The organism is Bilophila wadsworthia ATCC 49260 (genome assembly GCF_000701705.1).
Classification (GTDB): Bacteria; Desulfobacterota; Desulfovibrionia; order Desulfovibrionales; family Desulfovibrionaceae; genus Bilophila; species Bilophila wadsworthia.
Window position 1 is genome coordinate 133,049 of sequence record NZ_JNJP01000002.1, and the last position, 17,265, is coordinate 150,313.

Sequence of the window (17,265 nt, forward strand, 5' to 3'; positions counted from 1 at the left end):
GGCTGAGCCACTTTCCCTTTCCCCAGACTCTCTTCAGGATATAAACCATGTCCAATAGCCCCATTTCTTCCAGCAGGATCGACAGCAAAGACGAATCCTGGCTCCTCCTGTTGTCCGATCCCTCGGCTGAAAAAGCTAAGATGCGGTCAAAGCTGGTTTTCTTTAGCTGCTGTACCTTGATGACCATGATCCCCGCCATTGCCGCACTGGTGCTCTATCCCTTGGGGCAAGTCTTTGCGGCGTTTATCTCCCTCATCCTCGCCGGTGCCGGGATCGCGGGGGGATTCTGCCTTTACGTCAACCGGATGCTCCGGCCCACCCACCATATTGCCACAGCCATCGAACGGTTCCGCAGGGGAGATTCCGCCGTGCGTTGCCCGGAAAAGGCTCCGGGACTGCTCGGACTGCTCGGAGAACGCGTCAATCTCTTCCTCTCCCAAATTCAGGAAGGGCGCAAAGAACTCATGCGCGTGGCTCCCCACATCGATATAATCGCCCACAACCTCCCCGGGGGCCTGCTCTGCTGTGCCGAGGATTTCGAGCTGCGCTTCGTCAGTGACGGCATGTTGCGGCTCTTACGCTGTTCCCGCGAGGAAATCACGGGCCGCTACGGAAACAACTGGAAGAACATCGTCCACCCCGACGATTTCGCCTTCACCGTGGCCCACCTCGATGAGCAGCGCAAGATCCAGCCTGAATACCGGCTCAGTTACCGTATCCAGCGCGCGGACGGCTCATCCTGCTGGGTGATGGAAAGTTCCCGGCTGACGGTCAACGCCGACGGCGTCCCGGAATATGTTTGCATCATTATCGACGATACAGAACAAAAGATCATCGAGAACCGCCGCATCGCCGTGGAGCGGCAATACCGCCGGGCACTCCAGTCCGTGTGCGAAATGCTCATTCAGGTGGATCTCACGAACGATCTCGTGTTGTCCGAATACGTGCGCTGGGGAGCCTCTTCCCGGTTCCCCCGGGGCGAGAACTACAGCCAGTGCTGTGTGGAATTCATGCAGGAGTGTGTCCATCCCGACGACAGGGGGACATTCAGCGCGGCGTTCTGCCGCAAGAACCTGCATCTCCAGAATATGGATGAGGACGCGCCCGTCACATACCTTGAATACCGCATTAAAGAACCTTCGGGCAACTATCACTGGGTCGCGGGTACGCTGGTCCCCCTCGAAGACGAAGCCACGCACACGATCACCGCGATCTCCTACGTGGTGGACATCGACGAACGCAGACGCCGCGAAGACGCCGTCATCGATAAATCCCGCCGTGACGGTTTGACCGGGCTGCTCAACCGCAACGCCATGTTCGAGCTCATTGCCTCCACACTCGAAGGCCTAGGGCACAAGGGGCGGCATTCGCTGTTCATGATTGATCTCGACAATTTCAAGGCAATCAACGACAACTTCGGGCATGTCTTCGGCGACGCGGTGCTGCGCGAGGTGGCGGACGGCATCCGCTCCGTCTTCCGTCCCACGGACGCGCTGGCGCGCATTGGCGGAGACGAGTTCCTTGTGTTCCTCGAAAATGTGGACAAGCCGGACGTCCTCGCCAGAAAAGCCGGCGAAGTGGTCAGCACTCTGCACAAGTCCTATATCGGCCCCGGCCAAAACTTCCCTCTCTCGTGCAGCGTCGGCATTTCCGTCTACCCCGACGACGGGCGCACCGTCATCGACCTCTTTAAGAGCGCCGACGCCGCCATGTATGCCTCCAAACAGCACGGCAAGGACCGCTATTCCTTTAGGGAGTGAACCCCGTTTCTTTGCGTTGCTCTTGCCTTCCGTGTGCCGGAATGCCCGAGGATACAGTTCCCGTTCGACGTATTCCTTGGAAAAGGCTTTCCCCACCGCTTCGGGGTGTTCAAAAAGCAGCCTCCGATCCCTGTCAAAGAGCACAACCAGGGAGGCCCCCACAGGCTGTTGCGGCGTACTCATAACTCCTTCCCACCGTTGTCGTTGCTGGTATTCGTTATTCCAGCTTCCTTTTTCACCACGAGTCCCTCCGCCCGTCAATGACAAGCTGACGGCGCCGCGCTCTTTTCATCGCCAGCCCCACGGACGGCCCTTTCTCCGTCTTTCAGAGAGGGCTCATATCCTTCCATACGAATCCGGAACCCACCTCCTGAACCGGCCTCCCGGCCTTTCCCGGATACCGCTCTAACAAGGTGGTGACATGCGGCAACAGGCGTGCTACGCAAGGCGAGAACTTCAGGAGGGACAGGTCGTATGTCCGGATTCGGTGTTTTTCTGGCTATAGCGACGGCCTTTTCATGGGCCCTTGGGTGCGTCGTCCATACGACGGCCTCAAGGGTGGTGGGGATACCGGCGGTCATGCTCATCCGGCAGCCGCTGGCGAGCGTGGTGCTCGGCATCTTTTGCCTGGTTATGGGCGATCTATGGCTTCCGTCGCTGCATTTGTTTTGGCTGGCGGCGGCCTCCGGAGTGTTCGGGATCATCATAGGCGACGCCTGCCAGTACGCGGGCGCACTGACCATCGGCCTGCGTCCGGCGCAGGTGTGCCAATCGCTGTCCTCATGCTTCACCGCCCTGTTCGGCTCCATCTATCTGAACGAATATATAGGGCTGCAAGGCTGGCTCGGGATGTTCGTAGCGACGTGCGGGGTGATCCTCGTGGTCCTCTCCGAACAGCGGGACGCCCATAACCCTCCCGTATCCAGCAAACAGCGCAACAAAGGGGTCATCATTTCCCTCCTTGCCGCCGTCTTCGTCGCGCTCGGCATCGTCTTTTCCAAACAAGCCCTCCAGGAGGGCATCGGGGCACTGCCTCTGGCTTTCTACCGCAACGCCATTTCCACTGCGGGCATCTGGGCGGTAGGCCTCGCCTTCGGAGCCATCCGCCCGGCGTTCGGAAACCTCAAGGCCAACCCCGGCATCCTCAAGCTTTTCCCGCTCGGCTGCCTCTTCGGCCCCGCCGGGGGCATCTGGCTTTCGTGCGTCGCCCTCGACTACCTTCCCGCCGCCGTCGCCGCAATGCTCATCGGCCTTCAACCCATCGCCCTGCTTATCATCACCGGCATCATGGAACGCCGCATCCCCGCCCCCAACTCCATCATCGGCTCCATCATAGCCTGCACCGGGGCGGCAATCCTGCTGCTCCGATAACACAAAAAGAAGCGCCCTCATCGGCGGATTCCGTTAAAACGGCCTCCCAAGGTGCCCCGCTCCAACAGCGCAGCACCTTTTTTCGCGCGCTGCGTCAATCCGTTCATGCTTTCCAGCGGCATTCCCGCCTTGAAACGTGTTCCCTCCCCCATACCTCATGAGAATCATTCAAATAATCATGGGAGTTCGCCCAAAACGAGCTATTCCTAAAAGAAAAGGGCTTCCTTTCCCCCATCAGTGCTTGAAGCCTTGACGTGATCCTTTTGCATTCAGGATGCCGTATGCCAAACAACGTATTCTCTACTGCATTGGCCCGTAATCCCTACCCATTCCACAGCCGTTCCTCTCGAGTGCGATCACACTGGCTCAGGGCGGGCATCGCCAAGCCACTCATCGTGGCGCTATGCCTGATCGGGGTGCCGGGGTGCTCCACATGGAGCGTGGGGCCTGATTTCGAGCGACCCGATATGCAAAACATGCCGCAAAAATGGAATGCGGGCGACCCGCAACACCCTCTCGTCGGCAATGTCTCTCTGGATACATGGTGGCAGAGTTTCAACGACCCTGCCCTGAACCAGCTTGTGACGCGGGCGCGCCTCTCCAGCCCCACCATCGAGGCGGCCCTGCTGAAAATCGTACAGTACCGCGCACAATATGCCATTGCCATAGGCAGTTTCTTTCCGCAGACGCAGGAGCTCACCGGAACATACAGCTCCGAACACCCCAGCCGCCGGTCCGCAGACGCGCCCCAACCGGGCGAGCCCTCGCAGCCCGGCACCATCCAGCAACTGAATCTGGGCTTTCAGGCGACGTGGGAAATCGACATCTGGGGCAAATACCGGCGCAACGCCGAAGCCGCCAAAGCCGCCCTGCAAGGCGCCCATGCGGGCTATGAACTCGCGCTCGTAACGCTCAGCGCCGATGTCGCCCAACAGTATTTCAGCTATCGCATGACGGAAAAACAGCTGGAAATCGCACGGCGCAACAGCTTGGCGCAGAAGGAATCCGTACGCCTGACCGAAGCCATGTTCCGCTTGGGAGCCTCAAGCGGGCGGGACTACGATCAAGCCGTCGCCATGCAGAAGAATACGGAAGCCGACATCCCGCAGCTGGAAGCACAGCTGATCACCAACCGCAATGCCCTGTGCGTGCTGCTCGGCATCCCCCCCGGCCCCATACCGGAACTGGCCCCGGGCTGGGTGCCGCAACCGCCTCAAACGGCTTCCGGTGCAGCGCTGGCGTCTTCCGCGCCCACAGCGGGGAAAACGCTTCCTCAGGGGGCAACGCCATACGCGGCGGAACGCACCGCCCAATCCTTTATTCCTCTGGACATAGCCATAGGCGTCCCGGCGGATCTCCTGCGCCGGAGGCCCGATGTACGGCAGGCGGAACAGGAGGCGGCGGCCCAGTGCGCGCGTATAGGCATCAACAAGGCGGCGCTGTTCCCTTCGTTTTCCATCAGCGGCTTTCTGGGATTCCAAGGAAGCGACGTCGGAGCCTTCACGCTGGGGGACACCTTCTCGCACAACGCCTTCACCGCAAGCGCCTCGCCGTCCCTGGTGCTGCCCTTCCTCAACTACGGGCGGCTGTACAATGCCGTACGCGCGCAGGACGCCGTTTTCCAGCAAAGCCTCGTCACCTACAAACAAACGGTGCTACAGGCATTGCAGGAAGCCGAGAACGCCATGAGTTCCTTCATCCGTTCCCGCCAGCGCCTGACCCTGCTCCAGCAGGCCGCCGAAGCCGCCGGGCGCTCCACCAAGCTGGCGCTTGAGCAGTACAACGCGGGCAGCACCGATTTTACCACGGTCGTCTCGGCCCAGACCACGCAATACCAGCAAGAAAACAGCGTTGCGGCGGCAGCGGGAAACACGGCGCTGCAAGCCGTGGCCCTGTTCCGGGCCCTGGGCGGCGGCTGGCAGCCCCAGCCCCTCCCGTTGCCCAAGGCCACCATCGACGCGATGAAAAAGCGTACCGACTGGGGCGGCATGTTGCGCGATATGGAAAGCGTCCCCGTTGCCGGGCAGTCCGAGATCCCACAAGCCGAAACGCACAGAGGTTACTGATATGCACAGCTGCGACTCCCAAACATCCCTTCGCCAAAATCCCGCCCGCGTGCCCGCGTTCCTCCTGCCCGGACTGCCGGGGATCGTTGTGGCCTTCTGCCTTGTTCTGGCCGGCTGCAACGACACGCCGCATAAGGCGGAAACGGATGAACCCCTGCCCGTGGCCGCCGTCAAACCGGAGCGGCGGAACGTGCCTTTGCTGGTGGAAAGCACGGGGATGACGCAGGCCGTGCGCACTGCGGACATTGTTGCCCGGGTGGAAGGCACGCTGCAAAAAATAGCCTATGAGGACGGTGCGCTCGTGCAGGAAGGGGACACCCTGTTCGTCATTGATCCCACGATGTACAAGGCCAAACGGCAGCAGGCCGAGGCCACGCTGGCGGCGCAGAAGGCGGTGCGGAACAGGGCGGCGGTCGAATACGCCCGCAACCAGAAGCTCTACGCGGAACGGGCGGCCTCACAGGCCACGGTGGTCAGCTGGCGCGAACAGTTGAGCAATGCCGAAGCGCAGGTCGCCGCCGCGCAAGCCGCCCTGACCCAAGCGGGCATCGAATTGGGATATACGGTCATCAAGGCCCCGTTCACCGGGCGCGTGTCGCGCCATAAAGTGGATGTCGGCAATGTGATCAGCCCGCAGACCGGAACGCTTGCCTCCATCGTTTCCCAAGATCCCGTCTATGCCAGTTTTACGGCCCCGGCGGACAGCATCCTGCCGCTTCTGAACAGCTTCGACGACGCCAAATCCATCCCCTTGGAACTGGCCGTCGGCGATGGGCCTTATTCCATCAAGGGGAAGCTCGACTACATTTCCCCGCAAGTGGACGCCTCTTCCGGGACGCTCGCCCTGCGCGGCGTTTTCCCCAATACGGACGGCAAGCTGCTTCCGGGCCTTTTCGTACGAGTTCAGGTCCCCACGGAGCGTGAGGACGAAGTGATGGTGATCCCCCGGCAGGCCGTGCTGGAGAATCAGGGAAAGTCCTTTGTATACGTCATCGCACAGGACAGCCGGGCCCGCATGGTCCCCGTGGCGACCGGGCCCGCCGTGGGCAGTGACCGCATTGCCGTCATCAGCGGGATTACCCCGGAATCCTTGGTTATCTATGACGGCATGGCCCATATCCGGCAGGGCATGGCCGTCACCAACACCGCACAATGACGCCCCGCCGCACGCTATCGGCACCTCCCCCCGCAGTATGAGGAATGTCCTATGTTTACACGCCTGTTCGTCCAAAATCCCATTTTTACCAACGTCATTGCCATCATTGCGGTCATTCTGGGCATCGTGTCGCTGACGCGCCTTCCCATAGCGTTGTATCCCGACATCACCCCGCCGACGATCGCCGTTTCCGCCAGCTATCCCGGCGCGGACGCGGAAACCGTGGCCAAGACCGTCGGCGCGCCCATAGAATTGCAGGTCAACGGCGTGGAAAACATGATCTACATGTCCTCCACCAGCGCCGATGACGGCACCTATTCCCTCACCGTCACCTTCGCGCTGGGGACCGATGTCAATATCGCCATGGTGTTGCTGCAAAACCTGGTCAACAACGCGCTCCCGCTGCTGCCGCAGGTCGTACAGCAGCAAGGGGTCACGGTCACCAAACATTCCCCCTCCATCCTGCAGGTCATAGCCCTCGATTCCCCCGGCGGCTCCTACGACAACCTTTTTCTGGCCAACTACGCGAACCTGCAAATCGAAAACGTCCTTTCCCGCGTGAAGGGGGTCGGGCAGGTGCAGGCTTTCGGGGCCGGGTTCTACGCCATGCGGATCTGGCTGGATCTCGACAAGCTCAACTACCTCGGCGTGAGCGTGGACGAAGTCAATCAGGCCATCAGCCAGCAAAACGTCCAGGTAGCCGCGGGCAACGTCGGCGGCAGGCCCAATTCCGACAAGCAGGCCATGCAGTTGACGGTGCTCATGCAGGGGCAGTTGGACACGCCCACGGCATTCGGCGACATCATCGTCAAGACGCTGCCCGGCAACCAGATAATCCGGCTGCGCGACGTGGGCGAAATCGAAATGGGGGCGCAGTCCTACGGGGCGCAGTCCCAGATCCGCGGGGACAACGCGGCGCTCATCGCCATCTACCAGCTGCCCGACGCCAACGCCCTTGAAACCGCCGCCAACATCCGCAGCGCCATGGAAAAACTGTCCAAGGATTTCCCGCCCGACATGCGCTGGACAATGCCGTTCGACACGTCGCACTTCGTTTCCATCGCCGTGACGCAAGTATATCTGACCTTTGTGAAGTCCATTGTGCTGGTCATGCTGGTCGTGCTGGTCTTCCTCCAGAACTTCCGGGCGGCGGTCGGCCCGGCGGTGGTCATTCCCGTGACCCTCATGGGGGCGTTCGTTTTCCTGAACATCGCCGGTTTTTCGGTGAACATGATATCGCTTTTCGCGCTCGTGCTGGCGATAGGGCTCATCGTGGACGACTCGATCATCGTTGTGGAAGCCACCATGTCCCATCTGGAGCGGGGGCTGACGCCGCAGGAAGCCGCCCTCGCGGGCATGAGGGATCTGTTCCTCTCCATCGTGGCGGTGATGTTCGTCTTTGCCAGCGTATTCCTCCCGGCGGCCACGCTCCCCGGCATCACAGGGCAGCTGTACAGCCAGTTCGCGCTGGTCATAGGCGGCGCGGCACTCCTCAGCGCCGTTTTCGCCATCTCGCTCACGCCCACGGAATGTTCCCTGCTGCTCCGCCAGCAAAAAGCAGTGCGCCCGGCCTCGTTCGACGCCCCGCAGGGCGAACGGCCCGATTTCGCGGAAGACAAGGCCGACGTGACGACAGGCAATGTCTTTTGCCGGGTCTTCAACCGCGGGTACAACGCCCTGCACGGCTTTGCCATGCGCATTGTGGGGATCACCCTGCGCTCGCCCGCCATCGCCCTGCTGACGTACGGCGTCCTCGCCGCCTTTGCCGTCTGGGGGCTGATAACCCTGCCGCAGGGCTTCCTGCCCGAAGAAGATCAGGGGTATGTCCTTGTGAGCGCACAACTGCCCGACGCCGCGGCCAGCCCGCGCACTTCGGAATTGGCGGGCCGTATGGATGAGGTGTTCGCCAACACGCCCGGCGTGGAAACATGGGTCACCATCAGCGGCTTTTCCATGATGGAAGGCGCGGCCCTGCCCAACGCGGTGACGGCCTTCGTGATCTTTGAAAGCTGGGCGAAACGCGGCACCAAACTGAACCAGTACGCCATCATGGACGAACTCTACCGGGGGTTCGGCCAAATCCCCGAAGGGGAATTCATGGTCATCCCGCCACCGCCCATCATGGGCATCGGCAATGCCGGGGGCTTCGACATGATGATCGAAGACCGGGCCAGCCGCGGGCCTCAGGCTCTGGAGGCGGCGGTCCGGGCCTACGAGGAAGCGGCGGCGAAAGATCCGCGCCTTGAGCATGTCATGTCCCTGTATTCCGCCTCGACGCCCAAGCTCTACCTGAACGTGAACCGCACGCAGGCCATGACGGAAGGCATTGCCCTGCCGCAGCTTTTCACGGCCATACAAACGGCGTTCGGCGGCCAGTACATCAATACCTTCAGCAAATACAACCAGAATTATCAGGTGCGCGTGCAGGCCGCCGAACGCTACCGCAGCACGGCGGACAACCTTTTGTCCCTGCGCGTGCCCAACGGCAAAGGAGAAGAAGTGCCGCTGGCGGGTTTCGCTTCCGTCCAGCAGGTCAGCGGGCCGAGCATCGTGACGCGCTATAACCTCTACTCTTCCGCATCCATGCAGGGCAGCGCCGCCCCCGGCGTCAGCACGGGTGCTGGCATGAAGGCTATGGAAGAAATCGCCGGGCGGGTACTGCCCCAAGGTTTCGGCTACGAGTGGACGGGGATGAGCTTTCAGGAAGAGAAAAGCCACGGGCAGGCCGCCATTGCCGTCGGTCTGGCGATCCTGCTGGTCTACCTGATCCTCGCCGCGCTGTATGCCAACTGGATATTGCCCCTCGGCGTGCTGCTGGTCATCCCGCTGGCGCTGTTCGGTACCGTGGCCGCCATCATGCTGCGCGGCATGGACAACAATATTTATGTACAGATCGGGATGCTGCTGCTCATCGCCATGTCCAGCAAAAACGCGCTGATTCTGGTCTTGTACGCGCGCCGTTACGGGGAGCAGGGGATGACCGCCATGCAGGCGGCGCACAAGGCCGCGAGCGTCAGATTCCGGCCCATCCTCATGTCCTCGCTGGCCTATGCCGTGGGCGCCCTGCCCATGCTCTGGGCCACGGGAGCGGGCGCGATCAACCAGCAATATCTGGGGACGGCCGTTTTCGGCGGCATGGTGGCGACGGCGTTGCTCACCGTGCTGTACGCCCCGTTTTTCTATGCGGTGTTCATGGGCCTTTCCAGCAAACTGGGCGGCAAACGGACGCCCGAACCGAAGCAAGCCTGAAGCGGGGCCTCACCCAGAGGCTTCTCCCTGACCCCTGACAAGGGCGCTTCCCCTGTGCTCCGCAAGGCGAGAGCCATGCGCTGGCAAGGGAAGCACCCTTGACCTGAGCCGCGTTTCCTTTGACCGCAAGGCCGCCAACGGAACCGCTTGAAACATGGCGCTGAATGGGCCCTCGGGAAGTGAACTTTTTTCCTTGTAAAGCAAACAGATACCGTTCAAAAAAACCATATGGGAACCAAAGCCCCAAGCCTCCTCTCATAGGAAAAAGAAGAGGGAGCCATGCGAATACTTCTTTGTGGCCTCCCCTTCTCTCCATCACATTTCCGGAGCTTCCACGCTGACAAAGTTCCTACCATTCCGCTTTTCCTATCAGCCGGATGCCACAGCAAAGGTGAAGAAAACCAAAAGAGGGAAACCTCTCTCCAGAAAGGTTTCCCTCCATCAGGAACTCCGTACCGTTCCTTACCGGAAATTATTGCTTGGCGTCGTAGATGAACGCGATGATCGAACCGGGGTTCTTCATGTCGTTGACGGGGTTGCCGTCGTTGCCGAGAGCGTTGCCGCGCACGTCGGTAGCCACGTAAATGGTCTTCCCGTCGGGCGAAACGAGCGCCGAACGGTAGCGGTTGGGCGTATGGAAGTACTTGGCCACGTCGCCCTGCGCGGTCTTGCCGTCGGCATTGAGGGGTACACGATACAGCGCGCCGTTCTTGAGGCTGGTCACGAGAAGGGAGTTGCCCCAGCCGGGGATCGGGCCGTTCGCCGGGTAGTAGGCGACGCTCGACGGCGCGATGGTCGGCCAGCACAGGTAGGCCATGTCGCCGCAACGCCCGTCGCGGAAGTTGTACGAATTCGGCACGGTATAGAACGTCTTGATGGGTTCGCGGAAATCCTCGGCCTTCCACTCGGTTTCCTTCTGCTGCGGAACGCTGGCGGGAATATCGGTCGGGAAGTAGCTCTTCGCCAGCTTTTCGCAATCAGGGGCCGCCGACCAGTTGCCGTATACGTAGCCCTGATCATCCCGGAACCCGGCGACGTGCGGCCAGCCGTAGTTGCCGCCCGCCACGAGGAGATTGATCTCATCGTCGGACGAAGGGCCGTGCTCGGCCTCAAAGAGCAGATTACCCACAAACACAAGCCCCTGCGGGTTACGATGGCCGTAGGTGTACACGTGGCTCCTGACGCCGTTGATGACCGGGTTGTCGTCCGGGATGCCGCCGTCGGGATTGAGGCGCAGTACCTTGCCCGCATAGGCGGAATGATCGCCCGCGTCGAGTTCGGCCTTGGTGGGAATACGCTGGGCGTCGATGGGCTTGCAGACGTTCGCGCCCTGATTGTGCCCCTGCTCCCCGATGGAGTAGTAGAGCTTGCCGTCGGGCCCGAAACGCAGGCGACCGCCGTTGTGGTCATCCCCTGCGGGCATGTTGCTCAGGATTACTTTGGGATCGGCAATCTTCCGGGTCTGCGGATCATAGTGGAACCGGACGATGCGGGCGTGTTCCCTGCCGCCGTCCATATATGTATGCGCGATATAGACGTTGTTCTTGCTGCCGTTTTTGCCGAGATCGGGATCAAGGGCGATGCCGAGCACGCCTTCATGCTGCGGCCCGACCTTCACGTCCGGAATGCTGCCGACGAGCTTTTTCTCGCCCGTTTTGGGATCCACGCTGATAATGCGGCTCCCCTCGCGCTCGGAAACCCAAATATGATTATCCGGCCCCCAGACCATATCCCACGGGGCGGCAAGGCCTTCGGCGATAACGACCCCTTCAAACGGTTCCGCCGTGGGCACCGCCTTTGCCTTTTGCGGCGCTGCGCCCCAAGAAGCCGGAGCGCTCAAAAGCAACAGCGTCATCGCGCCTGCCATGACTCGGGAATGGTGCATCCTGTACCTCCTGATGTTTCTCTGTGTATCGGAACGCGAGGCCCGCCGCCGCGCGGCTTCCGGTATTGTCAAAAACGGGAAGCCCTGCGGGTTCCCGTTCGGCAAAGGCGGGGAAAAACGCCTCCCCCGAAACGGGTTCCTTTCAGGCTGGCGCTGCCTTTCAAGGCTGGAGCGCCCCCATCCCGCAGGATCGCGTGAGGAGGGCTTTGGGCGAGGCGCGGGCAGCTGCTGGAACGGACGCCCGCACCTTTCAACGGCGGAACAGCCGCAGAATTTTACCCATGACGGATGAACGTCCCCTCTTCCAGTTCCATAAACGCGTTGCGCAGCTCCTCATCGGTATTCATGACGATGGGGCCTCCCCATGCCACGGGCTCGCGGAGGGGCTTGCCGGAAACGATGACCATACGGGCGCCTTCGGGACCGGCATGGAGGTGGATCTTGTCCCCTTCCGAGAAGAGGACGGCACGGCGGGCGGGCTGGATCACGCCTTCCGGCTCATAGGCGCACGAACCTTCCATGAGATACGAGAACACGGTATTGCCGGGGATGGTCTCCATTTCCCACGCACCGCCGGGCCCCATCTCTACATCAAGGAACTGCACGTCCACGTATTCGCCTTGTGTCGCGCCGCCGATATTGCCGTATTTTCCGGTGACGACGCGGATCGTCACGCCCTTCTCCTCGATGACGGGGATGTCGTCGGGGGTGATGTCGCGGTATTTGGGATGGACCATTTTTTTGTCGCGCGGCAGGTTGATCCAGAGCTGGAGCCCGAGCATCCGGGGGGATGCCTTGGGCATTTCCTGATGCAGGATGCCCCCGCCCGCCGTCATCCACTGGCAGCAGCCGTCTTTAATCCGCCCGCTGTTGCCAAGGCTGTCCTTGTGGTCGATTTCGCCTTTCACCAGATATGTAAACGTCTCAATCCCGCGATGCGGGTGCAGCGGAAAGCCGCGCACGTAATCCGCAGGATTCAGCGAGTCGAACGCATCCAGCATGAGGAACGGGTCAAAGTCCCGGATCGTCCCTGAGCCGAGCACGCGGACCAGATGTACCCCGGCCCCGTCTATCGCCTGACGGCCCGTCACGATCTTTTTGACTATGCGGTATGACATGACTGTCTCCTTTTTTCCCCATACTATCCTTCACACGGTATGGTGCGTCAATAAAATAAACATTATTTTTAGTATGATAGAGTTATAAAGAGACTCCACCCGCTACGGAACGAACCGATTTCACACCCAAAAACACGCATTGCCCGGTAACGGCATACCGATCCCGTGCGCAGCAAAAGAGCGTTCCCACTTTGAAAAAGTGAAAACGCTCCTTCACATTGCGGAACAAAAAAACCGCGCTTTCAGGCCAGCCTAAAAAACCAGTATCCGGACAAAAACTTCCAGCCCATGATGGAGGGAATGCGGCGGAAGCACCGTCTCCCCGAGGCGCTTCTTTCTAAGGGAAGAGGCGCTCCGGAAGCATGAACCGGAGGCAAAAAGAAAGGGCGTCCCCGAGGGCTCGCAAACGCGGGGACGCCCTGCCCAGCGTCCGGGGGGTCGGACGCCGAACGCTTATGCCTGCCCGGACGAACCCAGCACGGCGCGGATCTTATGCCGGACCATCTCGCGCACGGCTTCGCGGCCCGCGCTCAGATAGGCGCGAGGATCGAAGGTTTCGGGGCGCTCCGCAAGCAGGGTCCGGATGGCGGCGGTGACGGCCAACCGCAGATCCGTATCAATATTGATCTTGCAAATGGCGGAAGCGGCGGCGCGGCGGAGCAGGTCTTCGGGCACGCCGGAGGCTCCCGCTACATTCCCGCCGTGCGCGTTGACGGCAGCCACGGCCTCCTGCGGCACGCTCGACGCGCCGTGCAGCACCAGCGGAACGCCCGGCAGACGGGCGGCGATGGCGTCAAGGCGCTCGAAATCAAGCCGCGCCTCCCCCGAAAACTTGCAGGGGCCGTGACTCGTCCCGATGGCAATGGCAAGCGAATCGCATCCGGTACGGGCTACAAATGTTTCTGCCTCTTCGGGATCGGTATAAACGGATTCGCGGGACGAAACGGTTTCCTCGACCCCGGCGAGCCGTCCGAGTTCGGCTTCGACCCAGACCCCCCTGTCATGGGCGTACTCCACGACGCGCCGGGTGACGGCCACATTCTCCTCAAAAGGCAAGTGTGAGCCGTCGATCATGACCGAAGTGAACCCGTCGTCGATGCAGGCCTTGCAAATGTCGAAACCGGACCCGTGATCCAGATGCAGCACAAAAGGCACATCGGTTTCTTCCGAAGCGGCTTCGGCCATTTTACGGAGATAGCCCCGCCCGGCGTACTGGCGCGCCCCGTTGGAGACTTGCAGGATCACGGGGGAACGCTCGTCCCCGGCGGCCTGCAAAATGCCCTGTACGGTTTCCATATTGTTGATGTTGAACGCGCCTACGGCGAAACCGCCCGCAAGGGCTTTGGCAAACATGTCCCGAGGTCCGGTAAGAGGCATCTGACCTATCCTTTGTTCAAAGGGTTCCGTGTCGCTTCAAAAAACATGCGCCGTTCCGCGGTAAACGGGATTCAGCCCCGCCCAGGGGCGCCGTAATCCCGCAAGGGCAATAGGCCATACTGCGAAACCGTGGCCCGGCGGGTACGTTTCCCTCAACGGCGTTGCGCTCAAAAAAACGCTTAGGAAAGAAGCCGCATGTTTCCGAAACGCCGCGATACGTTACAGCCAAAACTGGCAACAGCCGTTACAGAAAAGCCTGACGGACATACTCGGCGTCGCGCCTGAGCGCATACAGGGCATCCGAGCCGAAAACCGGCTCCGTATAACGGTTTTCGAGGAACAGCGGCCCATCGTACCCTTCCCGCTTCAGAGCCGCGAGCAACTCACCCGCGCGGCATGCCCCCCCACCGAGAGGCCGGACGCCGGGTTCGCCGTACATGCCGTCCTTGAGATGCACGCCGCAACACACGGCGAGGTGTTCCGGCAAGGCCTCAAACACGTCTTCCCGCCCACGCAGGACAAAATGAGACAGGTCGAGGCAGGAACAGAGATTGTCGTAGGCGACGATATTCAAAAGGGATTTCATCATCGTAACATCAAGAAGATTTTCCGTGGCTACAGCAATGCCCCGGTGTTTCGCCAGCGCGCAGGCCAGCCGCAAACAGCGGGCCGTCTCACGCAGATCATCCTTGTTACGGATAGCCGACGCCTTGAAGCTCGGCAGCACAATCCGGGGAATGCCCATGTCGGCGGCACAGTCCACGGCGGCGGCAATGGCCTTTTCCGCCGTATTGCGCCGTTCGCTTCCGGGCTCGGCGGTCATGCCGTGCTTCAGGACAGCCAGCACGGCTACAGCGTCAAGCCGGATGCCGTATAGCTCCGCCTCTTCTTTCCATTGCCGCTGTATGCCCGGCGACGACAGCGGAAAATCTTCCTCCGCAGAACCCAAATCGAGCTGGATCGCATCGAGCCCCGCTTCCTTCAGCTCCTTGCAGCATGACGGAGATTGCAGCAGGGGGTGCACCCAATTACAGACACCAAGCAATACGGCCATACACATTCCTTTCAAAAGCCTTGGGAAGGAAAGAGGTTGAAGCCGGGGAAAGCCTCTTCTTCAAAAGGCCTTCCCCGCCACGACGGTAGAGCATCCCAATCGCTAATCTCTTCCCATGACCACGCGGATATAGTCCTTTACGGAGTCCTCGATGGACCATTCGGGCGCGTAACCCAGTTCCTTCCGGATAGCGGAATCGTCGAACGAGCACGCATACGGCGAGGTGTTCGCGCTGTGTTCCGCATAGGTGACTTTGGTTTCCGGGCAAAGGCGGTTGGTCAGTTCCGCGACTTCCCGAAGCGTGTGGACGCTGCCGCAGACGGTATAGAAGCGCTGCGCGGGCTTTTCGGCGTTCCAGACCAGCAGCATGGCCTTGATCGTGTCATGGATGTAGATCCAGTCGCCCCGCTCGTCCGGGTTGTCGACGTGCACCTCGCCGCCTCTGGCGATGGAATCCACAAGCCCCGTCGTATATTGCGTGGTCAGGCCGTTGGTACGGTTGGGCCCCCAGACCCATGTGGGACGGATGCCCCGGCTGTCGATGCCGTGGTTATCGGCATACCAGCGCAGCAGATGCTCCCCGGCCAGCTTGGTCTGCCCATAGATGGTGGCGGGATCCTTGGGCGCGTCTTCCGGCACGGGTTCGACGGAGGTCGGGCTGTACAGGGAGATGGAGCTCATGAAGAAAAACCGCTTCACCCCGCAGGCCACCGCCGCATCAAGCAGCACCTGCGTGGAACGGAAATTGACCTGAAACGCCAGCGGCGGATTCTGTTCGCACACGCCCGCCATAAGCGCGCCGAGATGGAAGATCCCCTCGATGCCGTTGGTCGCCACCGCCCGGTACAGATCGAGATCCGAAGCGCTGTCGCCCTGCACGTAGGTGATCGAATCCATAATGTCCTGCAACAGATGAGGAACCGGAACACGGTCGAAAACGACGACTTCGTCGCCCTGCCGCAGCAGAGCACGGACAAGATGGGAACCGATGAAGCCCGCTCCGCCCGTTACGAGAATACGCATGAAACCTCCCCGGGGATGCCCCACGGCTAAAAGAAGCGAGAGTGCTAACACCTGAATGGTTTTTGCTTTATACCCTATGCAAATGACATGTGCTTTTTGGGAAGAACCATTCGGAAGCCACTACTCCCAATACGCCCGGGCACAGCCGCCTGAAACGCGCCATTTACCCGGAAAACACGGATAAACCCCGTTTCGCGGCGTACCCACCCTGCGAAACCGCCCGCAGGCTCTACGCCTTCCAGTTTTTCGCCACGGCCTTCCATGACACGGCGTGGTCCTTCGCGCCGTAGCCCTGAACCGAAACCATCCGGTGCACATAGTCCACCGCCGCGCCCAGAATGAGCGGCGCGCCGTATTCCCTGGCCATATCGAGGCACAACCTGTTGTCCTTGATGAGCATATCCACGGTAAACGTGGGCTCGTCGTAACGGCCCTCGGCGATGCGGGTACCGATTTCCTTATAGGCGTTGCTGAGCACGCGGGCGTTGGCGGCGACCGCCACGTCGATGAGCGTTTTCTGGGACAGACCCATGTGTTCGGCGAGCGCCATGGTCTCGGCGGCGCAGGCGTCGATCGCGCCGAGCATCATGTTGTTGAGCAGTTTCAGCTTATTGCCGTGCCCGAGCGGCCCGATGTGGAACAGTTTTTCTTCCGATCCGCTGAGCACGAGGAGCACATCCTTGATCTTGGCGAGGGCCTCATCCGAGCCGCCGAGCGCAAAAGCCCAGCTCCCCACCCCGGACGGGCTGCCCATGACCGGGGCGTCCACAAAATCAATGCCTTTGGGGGCAAGCGCCTCGCCCATACGGATGTTCACGCCCGGATCGACCGTGCTCATGTTGACGACCACGGTGCCCTCGGGCGCCCCGGACGCGATCCCGCCCTCGCCGAGCACGACCTTTTCCGTGTCGGCGGGGCCGGGGACGAACATCAGGATGACCCGGGCCTTGCCCGCCAGTTCCGCCGGAGAGCCGCACACGGCCACACCAGCCTCGGAAGCGCGTTTGACGGCAGGCGGATACGGATCGTACCCGGCCACGGGAACCCCGCTTTCCATCAATTTTTTCGCGCAATTGCTTCCCATAACCCCCAGTCCTACAATGCCTACGGTATCCATATCCAATCCTTGCTTGAGTCCGAAAAAAGGTATGACTTCAGCCCCCCTGGCCGAGCGGGCAGGGAAACGGTGAAACCAGTGAAACGGGA

The 17,265-nt window shown here is 61.0% G+C and carries 11 protein-coding genes; 5 read left to right on the plus strand and 6 right to left on the minus strand.

The window, feature by feature from the left end:
- The first annotated feature begins 47 nt into the window (after positions 1-47).
- The 5 genes from T370_RS0101780 to T370_RS0101800 all read left to right on the plus strand — a co-directional run bounded on the left by T370_RS0101780 (position 48) and on the right by T370_RS0101800 (position 9,602).
- Positions 48-1,760, plus strand: coding sequence for a sensor domain-containing diguanylate cyclase (locus T370_RS0101780; RefSeq protein WP_029434532.1), 1,713 nt, complete (start codon positions 48-50; stop codon positions 1,758-1,760).
- Between the two features lie 474 nt (positions 1,761-2,234).
- Positions 2,235-3,131: a DMT family transporter gene (locus tag T370_RS0101785; RefSeq protein ID WP_005023978.1), complete on the plus strand. Its 897-nt coding sequence runs from the start codon at positions 2,235-2,237 to the stop codon at positions 3,129-3,131.
- Between the two features lie 281 nt (positions 3,132-3,412).
- Positions 3,413-5,197: a TolC family protein gene (locus tag T370_RS0101790; RefSeq protein ID WP_029434533.1), complete on the plus strand. Its 1,785-nt coding sequence runs from the start codon at positions 3,413-3,415 to the stop codon at positions 5,195-5,197.
- Between the two features lies 1 nt (position 5,198).
- Entirely contained in the window at positions 5,199-6,353 is a 1,155-nt protein-coding gene (locus tag T370_RS0101795; RefSeq protein ID WP_029434534.1) for an efflux RND transporter periplasmic adaptor subunit, read from the plus strand.
- Between the two features lie 51 nt (positions 6,354-6,404).
- Positions 6,405-9,602, plus strand: coding sequence for an efflux RND transporter permease subunit (locus T370_RS0101800; protein WP_005023973.1), 3,198 nt, complete (start codon positions 6,405-6,407; stop codon positions 9,600-9,602).
- 472 nt (positions 9,603-10,074) lie between these two features.
- Here T370_RS0101800 and T370_RS0101805 read toward each other — a convergent pair whose 3' ends face one another.
- The 6 genes from T370_RS0101805 to T370_RS0101835 all read right to left on the minus strand — a co-directional run bounded on the left by T370_RS0101805 (position 10,075) and on the right by T370_RS0101835 (position 17,176).
- Positions 10,075-11,487, minus strand: a complete 1,413-nt coding sequence (locus tag T370_RS0101805) for a glucose/sorbosone family PQQ-dependent dehydrogenase (RefSeq protein ID WP_029434535.1) — start codon at positions 11,485-11,487, stop codon at positions 10,075-10,077.
- Positions 11,488-11,762: 275 nt separating this feature from the next.
- A complete protein-coding gene (locus T370_RS0101815; RefSeq protein ID WP_029434537.1) occupies positions 11,763-12,605 on the minus strand; it encodes a pirin family protein in 843 nt (280 codons plus the stop codon).
- A gap of 453 nt (positions 12,606-13,058) precedes the next feature.
- Positions 13,059-13,982, minus strand: a complete 924-nt coding sequence (gene fba / locus T370_RS0101820) for a class II fructose-1,6-bisphosphate aldolase (protein ID WP_029434538.1) — start codon at positions 13,980-13,982, stop codon at positions 13,059-13,061.
- Between the two features lie 244 nt (positions 13,983-14,226).
- The gene (locus tag T370_RS0101825) at positions 14,227-15,036 is read right to left on the minus strand and encodes a sugar phosphate isomerase/epimerase family protein (protein WP_029434539.1); all 810 of its coding nucleotides are present in this window, start codon (positions 15,034-15,036) and stop codon (positions 14,227-14,229) included.
- 102 nt (positions 15,037-15,138) lie between these two features.
- Complete coding sequence (locus T370_RS0101830; RefSeq protein WP_005023963.1) at positions 15,139-16,059, minus strand: NAD-dependent epimerase/dehydratase family protein; 921 nt, start codon at positions 16,057-16,059, stop codon at positions 15,139-15,141.
- A 229-nt stretch (positions 16,060-16,288) separates the two neighbouring features.
- Positions 16,289-17,176: an NAD(P)-dependent oxidoreductase gene (locus T370_RS0101835; RefSeq protein ID WP_029434540.1), complete on the minus strand. Its 888-nt coding sequence runs from the start codon at positions 17,174-17,176 to the stop codon at positions 16,289-16,291.
- Positions 17,177-17,265: the final 89 nt, after the last annotated feature.